Source organism: Brucella gallinifaecis (assembly GCF_006476605.1).
Taxonomy (GTDB): Bacteria; Pseudomonadota; Alphaproteobacteria; order Rhizobiales; family Rhizobiaceae; genus Brucella; species Brucella gallinifaecis.
The window spans coordinates 12,836-31,090 of record NZ_ML636814.1 but is presented as its reverse complement, the minus strand read 5'-3'; the positions used below and the strand labels follow the sequence as shown (position 1 = coordinate 31,090).

Sequence of the window (18,255 nt, the reverse complement as noted above, 5' to 3'; positions counted from 1 at the left end):
CGTCATCGCTTCATCTTCCAGCGCTAATTTCTCTAAAACTGGGTAATTTTGGGTAATTTTACTTTTTGTTCTATCGTGCAAAACTGCACCGCCATATGCTTTGGAGGTTCTCCAAAAATCGAAACTGTGATGAAATACAACGGAATAAGCAGGCGCCTATGAAACCGCATCATGTAAAATTGCTGACCTCTGTCTCATCTGCACTTATTGCGCCTTATGATGTTATCATTTGTCCTGGATTAGCCGGATTGCCGCGACAAGCCTTGGAGGTTGCAGCACTTTTACCAATTTCCGCTATGAATGAACCAACCTTGGCTTTCCTCAAAAGCGATGCGCAATTGACGCATAACGGATTTCAGGAAAAACAGGATGTTTCAGCAGTGACATTAGCGTTGATGATGGCCGATCCGTTTTTAAGGCCGCAGGCCATTTTTGATTTACTGCGGCGTAAAAGAATTAAACGCGTTACCAATTACCCAACCATTCAATTACATGACGGAGATAGTGCACGCGCTTTCAAGAGCGCATCAATCGGATTAAACCGCGAAATCGAGATGATGACTGCTTTTTGTCAGGCGGGATTTGCTGGCACCGCATTTGTCACAAGTCTGGACGCCGCAAGGCTTATGCTTCAAGCCGGTGCCGATACTCTCGTCTTACACCCTGGTTTATTTTTACTTGATTGGCGAAGCCGCGCAACTGCCGCAAAACGGATCAATCAAACATTGCTCCATTTACGCGCTGATGAAAATGCTAAAGCAAAAATTCTGGTTATGAAACCCGATGGTTACGGCGCAGAACTGGATACGATTTGCCAAATGGCAGATGGAACTGTCACGTTTGAGCTGTAATCAGCGAAGAAGCCCTAAAGAGCGCATACGATTGTATAGCGTTTTTCGTGAAATGCCGAGAAAGTCTGCTGTTTCTCCTCGCCTGAAACGGTTGCGGCGCAATGCATCCAGCAACCATTCAGCCTCCGTCATCGGGTTAAGCACCACACTATCTTCATCAGCAATATTATCTTCGGCCTTTTGAACATTGGACGACCAGCTTAATTCGGAAGCACCTATTAGTCCGCCTTTCGCCCGCATCGTTGCCTGTACAATAACTTTGCGCAGCTCCCTTATATTGCCAGGCCAGTCATGGGCATAAAGTTTGCGGATAGCATCCGGAAGCAATTCTAACTTTGGCCCCATTGGTGCACCGGTTGGAGAAACAGGTGCAAGCTGCGATAAATAGTGACGCGAATAAGCTAAAACATCTTCAGGGCGGTCTCGCAATGGAGGAATTTGAATAATGGCGGCCTGAAAAAGGTGCAAAACTGCCAAATCAAACTCCCGTGCCGGCTGACTGACGAGTATCAATCGCGCACCGGAAACTTGATCATTTTTTCCTGACGGTCTTCGTTCTTCATCCCAGTTCTGGATGATTTTCAATGCTTCAGCGCTGAGCTCTTCGGCATTATCTATTACAACAGTTTCATTATCGCGAAGAAGAACACTTTCATGTCCATAATGCGAGGTCGTTGTTTGTGTTTTGCGCGAATGACTATCATTCGCAGCAGAGCCAAGTGTTCCACCAAGTACTTTTTCCGGTGCGCGGTTAACTTCAGCAGCAAGCAGCTGAATGAAAGAGCCACCTCTTCGACCCAGTACGTGCAAGCTACGCGCAACCGTCATGCGCCCTGTACCCACCTCACCGACAATTAAAATAGGCAGTGGCAGCATTGAAAGCCGGTCAATCTGGCTGATAACCGTCTGCATGGCTGCCGACTGCCCCACTATACCGGTCAAACGACGGATCTCCACATCCGCACGCGTTTGCACTTGATCTACCTGGCGCAAACGTCCAACCGTTTTAAACGCTGAAGTCATTTGATAAATCGCACTTTCAACGGGCACCCGATCGAAGGTGGATCCGCCAACATAGCCATCCGCTTTTGCTTCTTGCCAAACGCGATACATATCATCTGGCGTTACAATTGGCCCGCCTTCGACAAGGCAAATCAGATCGGGATTGGATTGCCTCAATCGGCGGAAAATGCGTCGCGCTCGATCAGATGCTTCATCTAAGGTAAATTCTTGCGCAACATTGCGCATACCTCCGGCATTCCAACCGAAGTTCAAACATAAAATGTCAATATCTGCAGCTTCAAGCTTGGCAACTTCAGAAATGGTTTTTGCATAGCCAAATGCAGCCAATCCGGCATTGCGGGCATGGTGAAGCATTTCAACTTCACGATCAAACCCCATTCCACTTTCTTCTAATGCTTGCCGAAAACGACCACTGTAATGAATTGAGCTTGGAAAATTTGCGATCCCTGCATAGCCGGCAGAGGCAAGATTATCGGCTAACCGCTTCAAATCCAGGCGGGGATCGAAGGACGATGCGCCAAAAAATACGGGGATAGAGACACGTCCGAGGAATTCTCTTTGCGCAAACTCGTCAGTGAACTGATTTGCGTCGGCCAAGGGGAGCATAGATGCTAAGGAAGGTGCTCCCATAACCCGATAGCGACCGGCATTAAGTGCAAGGATGAAATCGGCGCCACCGCGTGCAGCTGGAATAGCAGCCATACCAACGCCAATCGCCACACCCACAATCGGCTCTCCGCCGATTAATTGACTGCGAACCAGTCTCGCGAAGTCCGTCAAGTCAATCTACTCCACTTATTCAAGCCAAACCTCTACATCGCAAATTCTGTCAAATACAAAAATACTAACTTGATGGAATATTTAGCGCATTAAGTTTCATAAGAAGATACTATACAAACTTCATTAAACCGATACTTACCAATATCCAAAGGGTATTTTTGAGTATCCTGCAGCCCACATCACTTAGCCACATAGATATTTTGACATTATCTGTTGATTTACAGCCATAAGTGCACCAGAAAAGTAGTCTACTTCTTCATAAGCAGTCGCGTTGCGAAAATGCGAAAGCTCATGTTCTCATGCGGACCAGAAAACAAATCTCTCTCCACAAAAAATGCGACGCCAGCGGTCAAGTGTTGACTTGCCAATTCCAAGGTCATCGGCAGCCAACGAAATGCTGCGACCACACGTCGTTAACATCCTCACAGCTTCGCATTTGAACTCTTCTGTAAATTCGCGCTGCTTCAATTCAAGCTCTCCTGTCCGCTTTATCGAACAGAAAGCTTCAACTTTTGAAGGAGAAATCCATTTTGACTTAGTTAGAGGTAATAGACACCGATACGCTTGCCATCAATAATTTCGACGGTAATTTCCATGTCGTAAATCTCACTTAAAATGTCAGGATGAATAAGGTTTTCAGGTGCACCCTGATATGCGACTTTTCCATCCACCATTGCGACGATATGGTCCGAATAACAGGATGCGAAATTGATGTCGTGCAGCACCAGCACGACTGTCTTGCCAAGATCATCTGCCGCACGGCGCAACAGCTTCATCATTGCCGCCGCATGCTTCATGTCGAGATTGTTAAGTGGTTCATCAAGAAGCACATAATCAGTATCCTGACATAGCACCATCGCAACAAATGCCCTTTGTCGCTGCCCACCTGAAAGTTCATCAAGAAAACGTTCGCTGAGTGTTTCCAAACCGAGATATTGGATTGACTGTTCGACATGTTTGAGATCATCACTGTTCGGACGACCCTTTGAATAGGGATAACGTCCAAAAGTCACGAGATCGCGCACTGTCAGGCGTGAGTTGATAGCATTTTCCTGACGCAGGATTGATAGCCGTTTTGCCAATACATCGCCCGGTGTCGTGCTGATATCAAGGCCATCGACGGTAACGCGGCCTTTGTCCATAGGCAAAAGGCGGCTTATCATTGAAAGCAGAGTCGATTTTCCAGCACCATTTGGGCCGATAATCGAGGTAATGCCGCCCGCAGGCAGGCACAAGCTCACATCATCGACGACAACACTATCATTATAGGTTTTGCTGATCTTGGTGATTTCGATCAACGTGAATGCCCCCTGAGAAGAAGAAGAATGAAGACAAGGCCGCCCACGAATTCAATAATGACACTGAGCGCCGTATTGAAAGCAAAGACACGCTCCAGAACGGTTTGTCCGCCAACAATGCAGATGATCGCAAGCAGCACAGCCACAGGCAACACAATGCGATGCTTCGCCGAACCAGTAACAATATAGGCAAGATTGGCAACGAGAAGACCAAAGAAGGTAATCGGTCCAACGAGTGCCGTTGAAACGGCTACCAGCACCGTGACCAGAAACAGGATACGCCGTACAATACGATTATGATCGACCCCCAGATTAATAGCCTGTTCGCGCCCAAGTGTCAGCACGTCGAAAACATGCATCATCCGCAGGCCATAAAGCGTTACAAGCACCACAATAATGGCGGAGATCAGCAGGATATCAGAATTGATCGTATTGAAACTGGCAAAAAACCTGTCCTGCAACACGGCAAAGAGATTTGGATCAAGCATTCGCTGCATAAAACTGGAAATACTGCGAAAGAAAATACCGCAGACGATGCCGACTAACATGACAAGATGCAAACTGCGCAATGCACCCGAAAAAAGCCAGTGGTATAGTGATCCCGCAAAAAGCACCATAACGGAGGCCTCGGCCAGAAATCGCACATTTGGCCCCAGCCATGCGACATGAAGGCTGCCGAAGATGAATACCGCAATCGTCTGGATCAGAATGTAGATCGCATCGAAACCCATGATTGAAGGCGTGAGGATACGATTATTGGTGACAGTCTGGAAGAGCACAGTCGATACAGCAATCGAATAGGCAACCAGTACCATCGCGGCAAGTTTTGTACCACGAAAAGGCAGAATGAAAGCCCAGCTTCCCTTTGCACCAAGTGTCATGAAGGCGATAGCCGACACGAGCGCAATCAGAGCTAATCCTACAATAATAACAGCGTTGTATTTACGCAAGGCGTGTCCCCTTGCGCAGAAGGAGATAAAGGAAAATCCCACTGCCAACCACACCCATCATGGTGCCAATAGGAATTTCATAGGGAAAGCGGATCACTCGCCCGGCTATATCGCAGGCCAGCACCAGCCCTGCCCCTGATATCGCAACCCACGGCACTGCCCGACGCATATTATCGCCCAGAAACTGGCTCACTATATTCGGTACAATCAGGCCGAGAAAAGGAATTGCCCCCACTGTTACAATAACAGATGCGCTCACCATGGAAACGATAACAAGACCAAGCATCATCACACGGTTGTAATTGAGGCCAAGATTGGTGGTGAAATCTTCACCCAAACCCGCAACCGTAAAACGGTCTGCTGCGATATAGGCGGTAATTGTGAGAGCAAAAGCCAGCCATAGCAATTCGTATCGCCCCCGCAATACGCCAGAAAAATCGCCGGTGGTCCAAGCGTTCAATGATTGAAGGAGGTCAAATCTATAGGCAATGAAAGTTGTAATGGCACTGACAACACCGCCAAGCATGATACCGACCAGCGGCACGACCAGAACCGAACGCAAGGGGATCCGGCGCAGGATCAAAAGAAAAAGCGTTGTTCCCGCAAGCGCGGTTAGCGATGCTATCAGCATTTTGCCGAAAACCGAGGTTTCCGGGGCGAATAAAATGACAAGCAAAATGCCAAGCCCCGCAGATTCCACCGTCCCCGCAGTCGACGGTTCGACAAAGCGATTGCGCGTCAGCATCTGCATGATCATGCCGGCAACACCCATCGACATGCCGGCCAGAATGATAGCGATAGTGCGCGGTATACGGCTGACGACCAGCAGTTCCCACGCATTATCTGCTTCATCAGGATTAAAAAGCATGGAAGGCGACACATCGCCCACACCGATAAACAGGCTGGTGACAGCCAGCACGGCAACAATGACAACAGCCAGGGCCATAGCTGCAGTTGGGGCGATTATTGGTCGCTTCACGCTTTTTCCTGTTGGTCTGCCTTGTCGCACAAACGGACTGCCTTCATAGAAAGGCAGTCCACTGCAACTGGGTGAAAGATTTACTTTGCTTTGTCAAAAGCTTCTGAAAGCTGATCTATGGTTTCATGCAACGCATTGAGTCCGCCGCCGATCAGATACCAGTTCTGCGGCTTCAAATAAACCACCTGATCCTTCTTCCACGCTGTCGTCTGGCGCACAAGTTCATTGTCGAGAACCTGCTGCGCAGAACTGCCTTCACGTCCGATCGCAGCATCACGGTCAATCACAAATAACCAGTCGGGATTGGTCTTGAGAATAAACTCAGCACTGACAGGCTGACCATGGTTTCCAATGGAAAGATTTGCGTCCGCGGGCTTCACACCAAACGCATCATGCAGCACGCCAAAACGAGACCCTGGGCCATAAGCGCTGATCTTGCCACCGGTGGTAAGAATAAGCAGGCCATTGCCTTTATCAGAAGCCTTTTCTTTTAAAGCGGCGACATCAGCATTGAGCTTGTCAATTTCCGTCTTTGCGTCTTTTTCCTTACCAAATATCTGACCGAGCTTTTCGATATTGTCATTGCTCCCCTCAATCAGATTTTTTCCCGCAATGGTCAGATCGATTGTCGGTGCAATTTTTTCCAGCTCGCCATATTTGGCCGCAGAACGTCCGCCAACAATGATAAGATCCGGTTGAGCAGCGTTGATGGCTTCATAATCAGGCTCAAACAACGTACCCACTTTTGCATAATCATCAGACTGGTATTTTTTAAGATAATCCGGGTAGTATGCGAGTTTCGGTACACCAGATACCTTGACACCAAAACGATCAAGATTATCCAGCATCGCCAGATCAAGGACGATAACCTTTTGCGGCGATGCAGGAAGTACGGTTTCGCCCTGAGCGTGTTTAATGGTGATATCAGCGGCAACAGCTGCCGAAGACAGAGTAGCCGCCATGATCGCAACGCCACAAAAACGGGCTAGGCATTGGCCGACGTTCAACATGGTTTCGATCCTTTTCCTGATATTAGAAGTTAAATGGGCAATAAATCAAAACGAGCATTTTGCTAAAAATGCCCGTTTTGTTTGCAGATCAGAATTTCGATGTCAGCGAGACGAAATAACTTCTGCCATTTTCGGCATAATTAGACTCAGTTCTTGGCTGCTTATCGAAAATATTGTTGACACCGGCACGCAAGGTAAAATTGTCCGTCGGGTCATATTTGAAGGAAAAGTTCGTAATATTGTAGGCTGACACATTTTGTGCAACCAGGGTTTCAGGATTTGCGGTGTAATCAACCTGCTTACCGTAGAAATCCATAGATGCGATAAGATTCAGGTTCTCCCGCACCCGCCAGCTCAACTCGGTATGTACCGAATATTCAGGATCAGCGGAAAGCGGCATGCCTGTTTCAAGATTCTTGGATTCAAACAGATAGGTAAATGTGTTGTTCCAGGTCCAATCTGGGTGTGGATAGATCGTAAGACCACCTTCAAGTCCCTGAGTGCGTGCCTTGTCGATATTGACTTGCTGAACATATTTCGTGCCATCAGGCAAAATCAGCGAGGCAACGCGAGCAGATGTGATCTTGTCGTCAATCTCATTATAGAAATAGGTCAGTCCAGCTTCCCATAGATCATCAGTATATTGTGCCCCCACTTCAAAGCTGTTGCTTGTTTCGGGTTTCAGGTCAGGATTACCAACCATTTCGCAAGGACCACCCACAGCCCCACAACCACGACCACGGGACACCTGAACCCAGTTAGGGTTCAATTGACGAAGATTAGGAGCCTTGAACGCCTGTGCCCAGCCAGCCCGCAGCGTCAGCTTTTCCGTAAGATCATAGTTCAGATAAACACGCGGGCTCGCATGCGTACCAAACTCCTGATGCTGATCAAGACGCAGACCTGCCGTCAATTTCAGATCTTCGCGCAGCTTGATCTGGTCTTCAAGGAAAACAGCAGCCGTCCACATGCTGGTTTCAGGCGAACCTGTTGTGCCGGTGAGCGTGTTATCCTTGCCCAGATTCTCCGGGTCCTTCATATTTTCGTAGCGATATTCGGCACCCACTGTCAGATCCTGCTCGAACCAGAAGTCGAGCGGCATGGAAAGCTTGCCATCCAATATATAGGTATTCACTGAAATCGCGGTGTCACCGGTGATAGCAGTTCCGGTACGATCCGTTGTATCATGCTTGTTTACAGCATGCTCAATCTGACCGGTAATGGTTGATGTACCAAAATCCCATTCGCCAATATGTCTGAACGAGCCGGTCGTCCGACGTATCTCAGTATTGGTATCAATCTGACCTTCAGAAAGATAAGGCTTGTATTTTTCAAGACCAGTCCCGCCCTCAATCTCAAATGTCTGATTGGTTGTAGGGGTCCAGGTAAACTTGGTGTTTATTTCATAGTCATCAATACCGCGTGCGACCTCGATCCCATTCTGATCGTTAGGGTCTGCCGGCTTTTGACGGCCAAGGCTGCCATAAGCCGTGAATGTAAGCTCGTTGGGAACAATTGGGCCACTGATATAGCCGCTGAGTTTTTTCTGCAGGCCTGTACCATTATTGTCAGGCTGGTTCCACTCCGCCGTGAGAGATCCTGTCCAGTGCTGATCTGCTTTCTTTGTAATAATATTCACGACGCCGCCCATGGCATCAGAACCATATAATGTAGACATCGGACCACGAACGACCTCAATGCGTTCGATCGCATCAATCGGAATCCAGTTATAATCACCGTTGTAATGACGCATTGTGGTCAATCCGGCATTCACACGCTTGCCGTCAATCAAAATAAGCGTATAGCCACTTCCCATACCGCGCATGCTTATGCCGCGCGTACCATCGCTGCCAAAACCGATATTCACGCCGGGCACGGTCCGCAAAGCCTCGGTGATATCTGCACTGCCCCTTTGCTGAAGCTTATCCTGATCAACAACAGAAATACTTGCAGGTGCGTCTTTCAGTTCAGTCGCGACAGAGGACGCACTGACCACGATCTGCTTGAGGATAATGCTGCCATCCGCTGCCGTAGCGTCTTCATTCACGCCAGCCTGATTGACTGCTTGCGCAAAAGATGCGCTTCCACCCATAAAGACAGCCGTAGTCAGGAAAGTTCCTGCCAGAAATGCCCGGGCAAAAAATGCCTTCTTATATGAATGGCTGACATAAGGGTCACGTGCCAACGGTACCAGAAACAAGCTGCTCATTTTCAACACCATCCAAAGTTGAGTTTTGAGCTCTTCTTATGTATGGCAATAATATGAAATCAACTCTCATGTTTTATAAGCTTTCTAAGTTTCAAAAAACGCAACTCAATGGGCAGAATAGAGCGTGATTAAAAAACATCCCACGCAAACAGATATTCATGAAAAAGATAGCTCAGAACCTGAAACTCAGCGTCTTGGGCAATTGCGTCTACTGATAGCATTGGATGCCTTGCTTGTGGAAGGAAGTGTTGGCGGCGCTGCCATTCAGATGGGATTGAGCACGGCTGCGATGAGCAGGCTGCTTGGCCAGATCCGTAAAAAATTCGACGATCCCATTCTGGTACGTTCTGGACGTGGAATGGTCGCGACGCCAAAGGCAGAGTCCCTTCGCGGTCGCTTGCGCCGCCTTGCCAATGAAGCCGATTCCCTGATGAAAGTGGATGAGGATGACGCGGAAGAAACGCCATCTGATAAGCATGAAGGGTGGGTTCACAGCTCAACTGTTTCACCAGCGCCGCTTGCCATTCGTAAAATCGTCGATCTGGCAAATCATCCGACACCAGAGCAACTGGCAGTCCAGCTGGCCGATATCTGGAGTGACAATAGCCCTGCACGCAGACTTGCAAAATATATTGCCATTATCGGGCGCAAGGTAGGGCATACGCGTCCTTTGGACCTGCGTGAAACAGAAGATGCATTTACGACAATTTTTGCCGGCAAGGCCGATCCAATGCAAATCAGTGCTTTGTTGCGGCTTATCCATTATCGTGGTGAGACGGCCCCGGAACTCGCAGGCATGGTGCTTGCCGCACGGCATTTTTATGCAAGCGATTGCCCAATTGGCGACCACGCGCTTGACTGGCCAGCCTATCTTTCTCCGAATTCCACGCAGTCTCCGTGGTTTATGCTGGCTGCACGTCTGGTTGCCTGTGCAGGCTATCCTGTAGTGTTACATGGCCGTTGCGGAGATGGCGAGCTGGCGGGAAAGCTGGAAATGGCGGCTAAAGCGTTAAATATACCAATCGCGCTTTCCCATGATATGGCAAAGGAAGCTCTCAGGAATCACGGCATATGTTTTATGCCCGTTGCCAGTTTCGCGCCTCAAGTGAATGCATTACTTTCACTTTATCATCTTTTCGAGTCGCGTTCTTCCATCAATAGCCTTGTTCATCTCCTTAATCCGTTAAGTCTCAAGGCATCTTTTCTTGGTGTCTCACAACCCGCCTACCGAGAACTTCATCGTGATACAGGCGCTATTCTCGGCATGAAATCGCTGTCGATCGTCTCAACAAGCCGTGATGTTGCGGAACTGCTACCGCAATATAAGCACACTATATATCGTTACATAAACGGACAGCCGAGTGATCTCGTTTTGCCAACTCTCTCAAAGGAAAATGGCGAAAAACATTCGAGTTTAAGTTCTTTTGAATATTGGTATGGAGTGTGGACAGGTTCAGCGATAGACAAGCGCGCTGAAAACACTGTCATTGCAACCGCAGCAATGGCCATGATGACAGCCACCTCTGCAAAGAATGACAGCTACGCTACTTTTCATCACAAAGCTGAAGAACTCTGGCACCAACGTCACAAAATGAAATCATGACTGAAATCTGACACAAGTCTGCACTCATAATGCAGACACTGCCCCTTAAATACCGGGCTGGCACTCATAAAACGAAGATTGCTCATATTAAACATTATCTTCTCACAAACAGACATTGCCCTACTTAAATAAATTGCCTAGCTGTATGACAGACTGTAGCCAAATGGGAGAATGTGGTGGTAAGCGATTGGTTGGTCAATACAAGTCCGATAAACCGGAAAAGTGCTGCAGAAATCGTCTTTGAAGACATTCGTTCAGCAATTGCCAATGAGCAACTGACCGTCGGAACACGCCTGCCCTCAGAAGCCCAACTCGCTGAAAAATATAGTGTCAGCCGTCCCATCATACGTGAAGCACTGCGCTCCCTGCAAACACTTGGCCTCACCCACACACGCACCGGCAGCGGCACTTATGTCCTGAAAACCACGCCCGGTACAGAACTGAGCTATGGTGTCTATTCGGCACGCGATCTCATTGAGGCCCGCCCTTTTATAGAAGTTCCTGCAGCCGGATGGGCTGCAATCCGCCACACGGAAGCACAGATGGCAAAGCTCTTTGATCTTTGCAACCGGATGGAAAAGCAAACAGATACCCATAAATGGGTGCTACTCGATACACAGTTTCATAGTATGATTGCTCTGGCTTCAGGCAATGCCATGTTTGCCAAAATTGTAGCCGACGCCCGCAACGCCCTCTCCCGCCAATCAGAGCTTGTAAATCTGATGGCTGACCGTCGTGAGGCATCCAATATAGAACATCGACAAATCGCTGACGCCATAAAAAGCCATTCCGAAGAACAGGCCCGTCTTGCAATGCAGAACCATCTCGGACAAGTGAAGCTGGCCATTACCACAATAATAACCAAAGAAAGCTAGAAGATTTCTGGCTTGATTGCCTGTTGTAAAGCTCGCCCCTGATGTGCTCTTTGAAAGCGCAAGCTGCCCGATTGCTGTGGCGCCCAAACTGATTTCATCACCCTATTATACAAATTTATCCGGTAACGGATCACCCATGGTGAATGTCAATACACTTGCACGGTCAGGACTCTAAACTTGACTCATCATTTCTGATATGCGTTAAAGCCACATTTTAATCTGTCAGGCAGCCTTACAGAAAATACCACGGGAACAAATTGAGATGGGTTTGGAAAACGGCTCTCCCACGGGTGGCGAAGTTTCTTTTCTCGACAATATTTTCAATTGAAAACAAGATGCATTGCCAGATCGTGCGCGAACTTCATGTATCTGATTGTTTCAAAAATACCGTTCTTCGTTGTGGGTACTGTGTAAGGGCTACAGGCTTTATTCAATATTGAGCTCTCAGGGAGGAGCGATGACAACAGTATTTAACAAGGCAACACCAGCCGAGCGCGAAGTCTTTACTGAAGAAGATCGAGGCTATCATAAAGCACTGAAGCCGCGTCAGATCCAGATGATTGCCATTGGGGGAGCAATCGGCACAGGTCTGTTTCTTGGTGCTGGCGGGCGTCTGGTGCAAGCTGGCCCGTCACTTGTGTTCATTTATGCCGTGTGTGGCTTTTTCGCATTTCTGGTGCTGCGGGCGCTTGGCGAACTGATTATGCATCGTCCGAGTTCCGGCTCGTTTGTTTCTTATGCTCGCGAATTTTACGGCGAGAAAATGGCATTTGCAGCAGGCTGGATGTACTGGCTCAACTGGGCCATGACATCGATTGCAGACGTTACTGCGGTGGCCCTCTACATGAATTTCTTCAAGCATTATGTGCCCTGGCTCGAAGGGATCGATCAGTGGGTGTTTGCGATGATCGCTCTTATCCTCGTGCTGTCGATGAATCTCCTTTCAGTCAAGGTCTTCGGCGAACTGGAATTCTGGTTCAGCCTCGTTAAAGTTCTCTCACTGGTAATCTTTCTGGCTGTCGGAATTTATTTTGTTATATCCGGCACTCCCATTGACGGCCATCAGCCGGGTTTCCATCTCATCAGCGAAAGCGGTGGCTTCCTTCCGAACGGTATATTGCCTGCATTAGTGATCATTCAGGGCGTTGTCTTCGCCTATGCGTCAATCGAATTGATCGGTACAACGGCTGGTGAAACCGAAGATCCCCGCAAGATTATGCCGGGTGCGATTAAAACAGTCGTGTTCCGTCTGTTGGTCTTTTATGTCGGCTCGGTTCTGCTGCTAACCCTTCTTCTGCCCCATACGCTTTATTCGGCTGGAGAAAGCCCCTTCGTCACTTTCTTTAGCAAAATTGGCGTGCAAGGTGCGGATATCATCATGAATCTCGTTGTGCTGACTGCGGTATTGTCATCATTGAATGCTGGTCTTTATTCAACTGGACGCATTTTGCACTCAATGGCTGTTTCGGGTTCTGCACCTGCGGCACTTGCCAAAATGAACAAAAACGGCGTTCCCTATGGTGGCATTGCTGTAACCGCAGTCGTCACCGCAATCGGTGTCGCACTCAATGCGGTCGTGCCTGCCGCAGCCTTTGAAATTGCGCTCAACCTTGCATCGCTGGGCATTATCACCGCCTGGGGAGTGATCATCCTCTGTCAGCTTAAGCTCTGGCATCTTGCACAAAGGGGCGAGATTGCCCGTCCAGATTTCCGCATGTTTGGCGCACCATATACCGGTATTCTGACGTTGTTGTTCCTTGTTGGTGTTCTGGTGCTGATGGCAGCAGATTATCCGGTCGGCTCTTATACGATCGGTTCACTGATTATCATTATACCCGCACTGGTTGTTGGCTGGTATGTTCTGCGTGAGAGAATCTATCGTCTGGCGGCAGAACGTGCAGCTGAGACACAAAAAACAGTTGATTGAGGGGCAGTGTGAATAATTCGCAATTCAAACCATTGGTGGCAGTCATTGCCACCGGTGGAACTATTGCAAGCAAACGTGGCGAAGACGGTGCAAGTACGCCGACGCTCAATAGCGACGATCTGCTTGTCACTCTTGGCGCTGTCGGGGCACAGCTGCGTCCCATCGATCTGATGGCAAAAGATTCTTCCAGTCTGACATTAATCGATATGCAGACCATTTCTGAAGCAGTTGCAGCACAGATTGCAGACCCGGAAATCTGTGGCGTTGTCGTGCTGCATGGCACAGATGCCATGGAAGAAACGGCCCTGCTCGTTCATTTGCAGAACCATCTTTCCAAGCCAGTGATTTTCACCGGTGCGCAATTCACCGCCGATCATCCCGATGCGGACGGTCCATCCAACCTGACAAAAGCAATCAATCTCGCAACAGATAAAGCCAATGCGCAAAAAGGTGTACTAGTTGCATTTGGCGGCAGGATTGTGCCTGCGTGGGGGGCCTTCAAATTCAGTAGTGATCATGCTGATGCATTCAGATCTGTGCGTGATCTTGATGCACCGGATACAATCCACCTACCCGCGTCAGTCAATGCAATTAAGGTTGATATTATCGCCATCTATCCCGGTTGCGACGATGTGCATATTCAGGCGAGCATTGAGGCTGGAAATCAGGGAATTGTGCTTGCGGCTCTGGGTTCCGGCAATGCCAATATAATTATTGTTGAAGCTGTCAAACAATGCACAAAACATAATATTCCGGTGGTGGTTTCGAGCCGCGTTCCAACGGGTATTTTGCTACCCGGTTATGGCGGTGGTGGCGGCGGATATGATCTTTGTGCAGCCGGTGCAATTCATTCACAAACCCTACGTCCCGGTCAGGCCCGTATTCTCTTGGCATGTCTGATTGCTAATAAAAGTTCAAAAGAAACAATGATAAAAGCTTTTGATGATTTAAATGTCTGATCTGCTTTTTCTGGGGTCTGTCAAAATTTTTCATTTTCCGCTTGAAACTGAACAAACGGTTCTTAACTAAACCTCTGTGGACCGGGCCCCTCTGGCGGCTTCTTGGAAGCCGTGATGTCGGACCACTTCGAGTAAGCTCGAGGTCAGCCCGGACAAATCCTTGCCGACCTTGTTAATTGAAACAGAGGTCGGAAATGGAAATTTTCACTACAGTTTTTATGGGAACGCCAGTCTGGATGTGGCTGGTGTTTATAGGTATTGTTCTGACACTTTTGGTGCTGGATCTTGGTGTCTTCAATAAAGAAGATCATGAGATTGGGATTGCTGAAAGCTTGAAAATGTCGGCATTTTATATAATGCTGGGATTGGCCTTTTCGGGCTTTGTCTGGTGGCAATTGTCCAGCGAAGCAATGGCCCAATATCTGACCGCTTTTGTGGTCGAAAAGACTTTGGCGCTGGATAATATCTTTGTCATTGCATTGATTTTCAGCTTCTTTGCAATCCCCAGGAAATATCAACATCGTGTACTGTTTTGGGGAATTCTTGGCGTTATCGTCTTACGCGGTATTATGATTGGCCTGGGCGCTACCATTGTCGCGAATTATCACTGGGTTCTTTACCTCTTTGCAATTTTCTTAATTGTAACAGGTATCAAAATGCTGTTCTCAGGTGATGAGGAAGAGCCTGATTTAAGTGGTAATCCATTCTTACGCTTTGCTCGCAAATATATGCGTGTCACAGATGAGTTGCATGGGAATTCGTTCTTTGTGCGTATCAAGGATGGCAAAACAGGTAAGATGGTTCGTTTTGCAACACCACTTTTCCTGGCATTGGTGATGATCGAATTTGCCGATCTGATCTTTGCAGTAGATTCGGTGCCTGCGGTCTTTACGATCACAACCGATCCTTTCATCGTTTATACCTCTAACATTTTTGCGATCCTTGGCCTCAGAGCTTTATTCTTTGCCTTGTCTGCGGTTCTGCATCGTTTTGCCTATCTTAAATATGCATTATCCATTCTGCTCATCTTTATTGGATCGAAGATGTTCATTGCTGATCTTATGGACTGGGAAAAGTTTCCACCAGTTTGGTCATTGGCTATAACATTTGCAATTCTTGGTGCAGGTATTGTTTTTTCATTGCTCAAGACAAAAAATGATGCGAAAATAATAAGCAAATTACATTTGTAAAAGCTTGTTCAATCAATCAATATCAAGGCGTCAGATGAAAATTCTGACGTCTTTTATATGATCTTCTGCCATCCAAATGCATTATTGAAGATTTCCAGATAATTGCCGATTTTTGCAATGGAGAGCACTGTTCATAAGCGCTTTCACCGCAAATTTATCCTCAGCAGCCTTTTCTATCAAAATTCGCATATAGCCACTGACAGATCGTATTTCACCATATCTTTGTAAAAGATAAGCGATAACAATAGCCGTATTTTCCTGTCCGAGAATTTTCAATGCAAATTGATGAAGCTTGCTATCAATCCCGATAAAGGTGCGAACCTTGTCTGTCGTATTAATCAAATGTTGCCAATGTGCGATCGGTTGGGATGCATAGGAGGCAATTTCTGGACAAGCTCTTAGAACAAAATCAAGAGAGAGCGTGTTTTCATATTGTTTGGTAGATTGTTCTGAATTTAGTGTCGGATGATTGCTTGTTTCCGGTTTTGTAACGTTATTATCAATATTAGAATCTGGTTTTGATTCATAATAGTGCCGCTCATTTTGAGATTCATTGCCGCTCACTTTTTTGATTTTTTCTTTATTTTTCAAAGCATTGTCAATTGTTGTGTAGATGTGCTCAAGCTTTTCTATCAAAGCTTTTATTTCGTCTGTTCCAGCACGGCGTGGAATTGTGTCGATGACAGTTCTGAAAACTGTACTGATATGCTCCCATGGTCCTTCCAAGCGCTGGTCGAGAACATATTCAAGAGTTTTCGTAATATCCCTACGGAGCAATGTGAGTTGTTCTCGCAATTCTCGGAGCATAGCTTTGTCGTTTTTTATCTGTTCGGCAGCTTTCTCAATTTCATCTTTGCGTGCGAGAAGCGGCGCAAGAGAGAAACCAAAAGCAATTCTTACATCGCCGGATTTTGTGCGACGGACATAACGTTTTCCATTTGGGCTGTCTTGTCGTGCAATGAATCCTGCATCGACCAGCGCAGCCAGGTGTCTGCGTAGTGTTGCATCTGCCATACCATGGGCACGCAATGAAAGTTGTTTGTTGGAAGGAAATACAACAAGTCCGTTCGTCTCGCACAGTGTATTTTCAGGATAAAAGGACAATAAAGCAGATAAGACAGAGAGCGTACGATCATTAAGATCAAAAACTCTCTTTCCCTCGCAAAGCCAGCGATGAAGCTGCCACTTGTCTACAGACAGTCCTGCTGGTATTTCCCGCGCCTTTTTTTGTGCTGACAGCAAGGCATGAGTCATCCGTTGACGGCCAAAAGGCGTCAATCCGATTTGAGGCTCCATTTTCTTCCACCTTCCACAAGGCAAAAGAAATCTAACCGCCAAAATGACGCTAATAACACTTGACAGTGATTCGTAGATTTGCGATTCTCTAGCTGCTAAACCAATGAGAAGGGCTTCCACGCGGCGACGTTTGGGGGCCTTTTTCTTTTGCTTCGGTTTCCTCTTTCTGTTCGAACAGGTGTCCATCACCTGCAGTCGATTGAATTTCGGGCTTTCGTTCACATTTAAATATACAATCGGTCTCAGACTTCTGTTGCGACTGATTGCAATATATTAAATGCAGTTTGATAACTCAGAATACGCTTACTCATTCACTTCTCTTCATCCCGGAATGACGCATAAAGCGTGTCGAGATTACGAGATATCCAATCTGCAAAACGCTTACCATTTGCTGCGCCTAGCGCCATTGTGGCTGTTTTGCCTGTCTGTTTGATCGTGACATTGACACTTTTGTCTTCAGGTGCCCACGACATCCCTGCCCTTGCCGCGGCTTTCGTGACCGGCTTTTTGTGACCTGTGCCTTTGAGATAGCCATAAAGCTGCTCAAAGCGTGTTGCTGACTGTGCATTTTTGAAAGCATCGGTGGCAATCAATTCATATGCAGCATCAGCCTTGCCTGGCATTTCGATGAGTTTGCGCAGTTCTAGCCAGCGATCACGACCGATCCCTTTTGCCGGGCCTATTGCCAGAAGGATTTCTTCTGGAATGGCACGTGGGATTGTCAGCATTTTGGACAGAGTCTGATAATCGACTGAAAGGGCTGCTTGAATTGCTTCACGGCTGAAACTCATTTCTTCAAGACGAGCAGCGAATAGAACGCGTTCGATGAAACTTAGATTGGCCCGTGCCGAGTTTTCCTGTCCCTGGCTTATAATATGTTCCAGATCTTCCAGGGGCTTGATGACGGCTTTGACCTTAATGCCGAGCTCATGAGCAACCTTTGCACGGCGATGACCAAATACTATCATATAGCGTCCGCTGGTCTGCGGATGTGGGCGAACCAGAATAGGGCTGTCCTGGCCGCGCTCACGGATAGCATCAAGCAGTTCTGCATATTCCTGATCATTAACTTCCGGCAGACGATCTGCTATGAAAGAAACATCAAGAAGAGCAGGATCAAGCTCGACGATTGTTTCCCCATCAAGCTTTTGGGCAGCTTGTTTTGCCAGTTCATCAATGGACGCAGAAAGAGACTTTGCGGCACCGAAACGTCGTGTAATGCTTTCAACCGGAGTTGCGGTCTGTTCTTCCGCTGTCTCCGGTCGCATCACACTTTCAAAAATATTCTTTCGTGCCATTTATCTA

General features: G+C 47.5%; 14 protein-coding genes and 1 pseudogene. 6 read left to right on the top strand and 9 right to left on the bottom strand.

The features are described 5' to 3' along the window. Positions 1-158 precede the first annotated feature (158 nt). Positions 159-851, top strand: coding sequence for a phosphoenolpyruvate hydrolase family protein (locus FHY56_RS15910; RefSeq protein WP_158447776.1), 693 nt, complete (start codon positions 159-161; stop codon positions 849-851). Here FHY56_RS15910 and FHY56_RS15905 read toward each other — a convergent pair whose 3' ends face one another. The 7 genes and pseudogenes from FHY56_RS15905 to FHY56_RS15875 form a co-directional block, all read right to left on the bottom strand. Next, positions 852-2,654 carry a phosphoenolpyruvate hydrolase family protein gene (locus FHY56_RS15905; protein ID WP_140906132.1) on the bottom strand — a complete coding sequence of 601 codons (1,803 nt, stop codon included), beginning with the start codon at positions 2,652-2,654 and terminating at the stop codon, positions 852-854. A 290-nt stretch (positions 2,655-2,944) separates the two neighbouring features. Next, positions 2,945-3,146 (bottom strand): annotated as a pseudogene (locus FHY56_RS15900) (transposase); the annotation flags it as partial. Between the two features lie 47 nt (positions 3,147-3,193). Then, complete coding sequence (locus FHY56_RS15895; RefSeq protein WP_140906131.1) at positions 3,194-3,952, bottom strand: iron ABC transporter ATP-binding protein; 759 nt, start codon at positions 3,950-3,952, stop codon at positions 3,194-3,196. After that, positions 3,949-4,902: an iron chelate uptake ABC transporter family permease subunit gene (locus FHY56_RS15890; RefSeq protein WP_140906130.1), complete on the bottom strand. Its 954-nt coding sequence runs from the start codon at positions 4,900-4,902 to the stop codon at positions 3,949-3,951. Before FHY56_RS15890 ends, FHY56_RS15895 begins: the two co-directional genes overlap by 4 nt. Then, positions 4,895-5,848, bottom strand: coding sequence for an ABC transporter permease (locus tag FHY56_RS15885; protein WP_140906151.1), 954 nt, complete (start codon positions 5,846-5,848; stop codon positions 4,895-4,897). Before FHY56_RS15885 ends, FHY56_RS15890 begins: the two co-directional genes overlap by 8 nt. A gap of 113 nt (positions 5,849-5,961) precedes the next feature. After that, the gene (locus FHY56_RS15880; RefSeq protein ID WP_140906129.1) at positions 5,962-6,891 is read right to left on the bottom strand and encodes a siderophore ABC transporter substrate-binding protein; all 930 of its coding nucleotides are present in this window, start codon (positions 6,889-6,891) and stop codon (positions 5,962-5,964) included. Between the two features lie 88 nt (positions 6,892-6,979). Then, complete coding sequence (locus FHY56_RS15875; protein WP_235889520.1) at positions 6,980-9,100, bottom strand: TonB-dependent receptor domain-containing protein; 2,121 nt, start codon at positions 9,098-9,100, stop codon at positions 6,980-6,982. A 124-nt stretch (positions 9,101-9,224) separates the two neighbouring features. Here FHY56_RS15875 and FHY56_RS15870 point away from each other — a divergent pair, with 124 nt between their 5' ends. The 5 genes from FHY56_RS15870 to FHY56_RS15850 all read left to right on the top strand — a co-directional run bounded on the left by FHY56_RS15870 (position 9,225) and on the right by FHY56_RS15850 (position 15,654). Beyond that, positions 9,225-10,703: a glycosyl transferase family protein gene (locus FHY56_RS15870; RefSeq protein WP_235889519.1), complete on the top strand. Its 1,479-nt coding sequence runs from the start codon at positions 9,225-9,227 to the stop codon at positions 10,701-10,703. A gap of 176 nt (positions 10,704-10,879) precedes the next feature. Continuing rightward, positions 10,880-11,578: a FadR/GntR family transcriptional regulator gene (locus tag FHY56_RS15865; protein ID WP_140906127.1), complete on the top strand. Its 699-nt coding sequence runs from the start codon at positions 10,880-10,882 to the stop codon at positions 11,576-11,578. Positions 11,579-12,035: 457 nt separating this feature from the next. Beyond that, positions 12,036-13,505 carry an amino acid permease gene (locus FHY56_RS15860; protein WP_140906126.1) on the top strand — a complete coding sequence of 490 codons (1,470 nt, stop codon included), beginning with the start codon at positions 12,036-12,038 and terminating at the stop codon, positions 13,503-13,505. An 8-nt stretch (positions 13,506-13,513) separates the two neighbouring features. Further along, entirely contained in the window at positions 13,514-14,464 is a 951-nt protein-coding gene (locus FHY56_RS15855) for an asparaginase (protein ID WP_140906125.1), read from the top strand. Positions 14,465-14,658: 194 nt separating this feature from the next. Further along, the gene (locus FHY56_RS15850; protein ID WP_140906124.1) at positions 14,659-15,654 is read left to right on the top strand and encodes a TerC family protein; all 996 of its coding nucleotides are present in this window, start codon (positions 14,659-14,661) and stop codon (positions 15,652-15,654) included. Positions 15,655-15,735: 81 nt separating this feature from the next. On the opposite strand, the gene repC is transcribed toward FHY56_RS15850, so the two are convergent. Both repC and repB read right to left on the bottom strand, forming a co-directional pair. Then, positions 15,736-16,950 carry a plasmid replication protein RepC gene (gene repC, locus FHY56_RS15845; protein WP_140906150.1) on the bottom strand — a complete coding sequence of 405 codons (1,215 nt, stop codon included), beginning with the start codon at positions 16,948-16,950 and terminating at the stop codon, positions 15,736-15,738. Between the two features lie 311 nt (positions 16,951-17,261). Next, a complete protein-coding gene (gene repB / locus FHY56_RS15840; protein WP_140906123.1) occupies positions 17,262-18,248 on the bottom strand; it encodes a plasmid partitioning protein RepB in 987 nt (328 codons plus the stop codon). Positions 18,249-18,255: the final 7 nt, after the last annotated feature.

Excerpts from the sequence above, each read along its gene's own strand:
- repB (WP_140906123.1), bottom strand. The coding sequence starts at position 18,248 with ATGGCACGAAAGAATATTTTTGAAAGTGTGATGCGACCGGAGACAGCG.
- FHY56_RS15885 (WP_140906151.1), bottom strand. The coding sequence starts at position 5,848 with ATGGCCCTGGCTGTTGTCATTGTTGCCGTGCTGGCTGTCACCAGCCTG.
- FHY56_RS15880 (WP_140906129.1), bottom strand. The coding sequence starts at position 6,891 with ATGTTGAACGTCGGCCAATGCCTAGCCCGTTTTTGTGGCGTTGCGATC.
- repC (WP_140906150.1), bottom strand. The coding sequence starts at position 16,950 with ATGGAGCCTCAAATCGGATTGACGCCTTTTGGCCGTCAACGGATGACT.
- FHY56_RS15910 (WP_158447776.1), top strand. The coding sequence starts at position 159 with ATGAAACCGCATCATGTAAAATTGCTGACCTCTGTCTCATCTGCACTT.
- FHY56_RS15850 (WP_140906124.1), top strand. The coding sequence starts at position 14,659 with ATGGAAATTTTCACTACAGTTTTTATGGGAACGCCAGTCTGGATGTGG.
- FHY56_RS15875 (WP_235889520.1), bottom strand. The coding sequence starts at position 9,100 with ATGAGCAGCTTGTTTCTGGTACCGTTGGCACGTGACCCTTATGTCAGC.
- FHY56_RS15860 (WP_140906126.1), top strand. The coding sequence starts at position 12,036 with ATGACAACAGTATTTAACAAGGCAACACCAGCCGAGCGCGAAGTCTTT.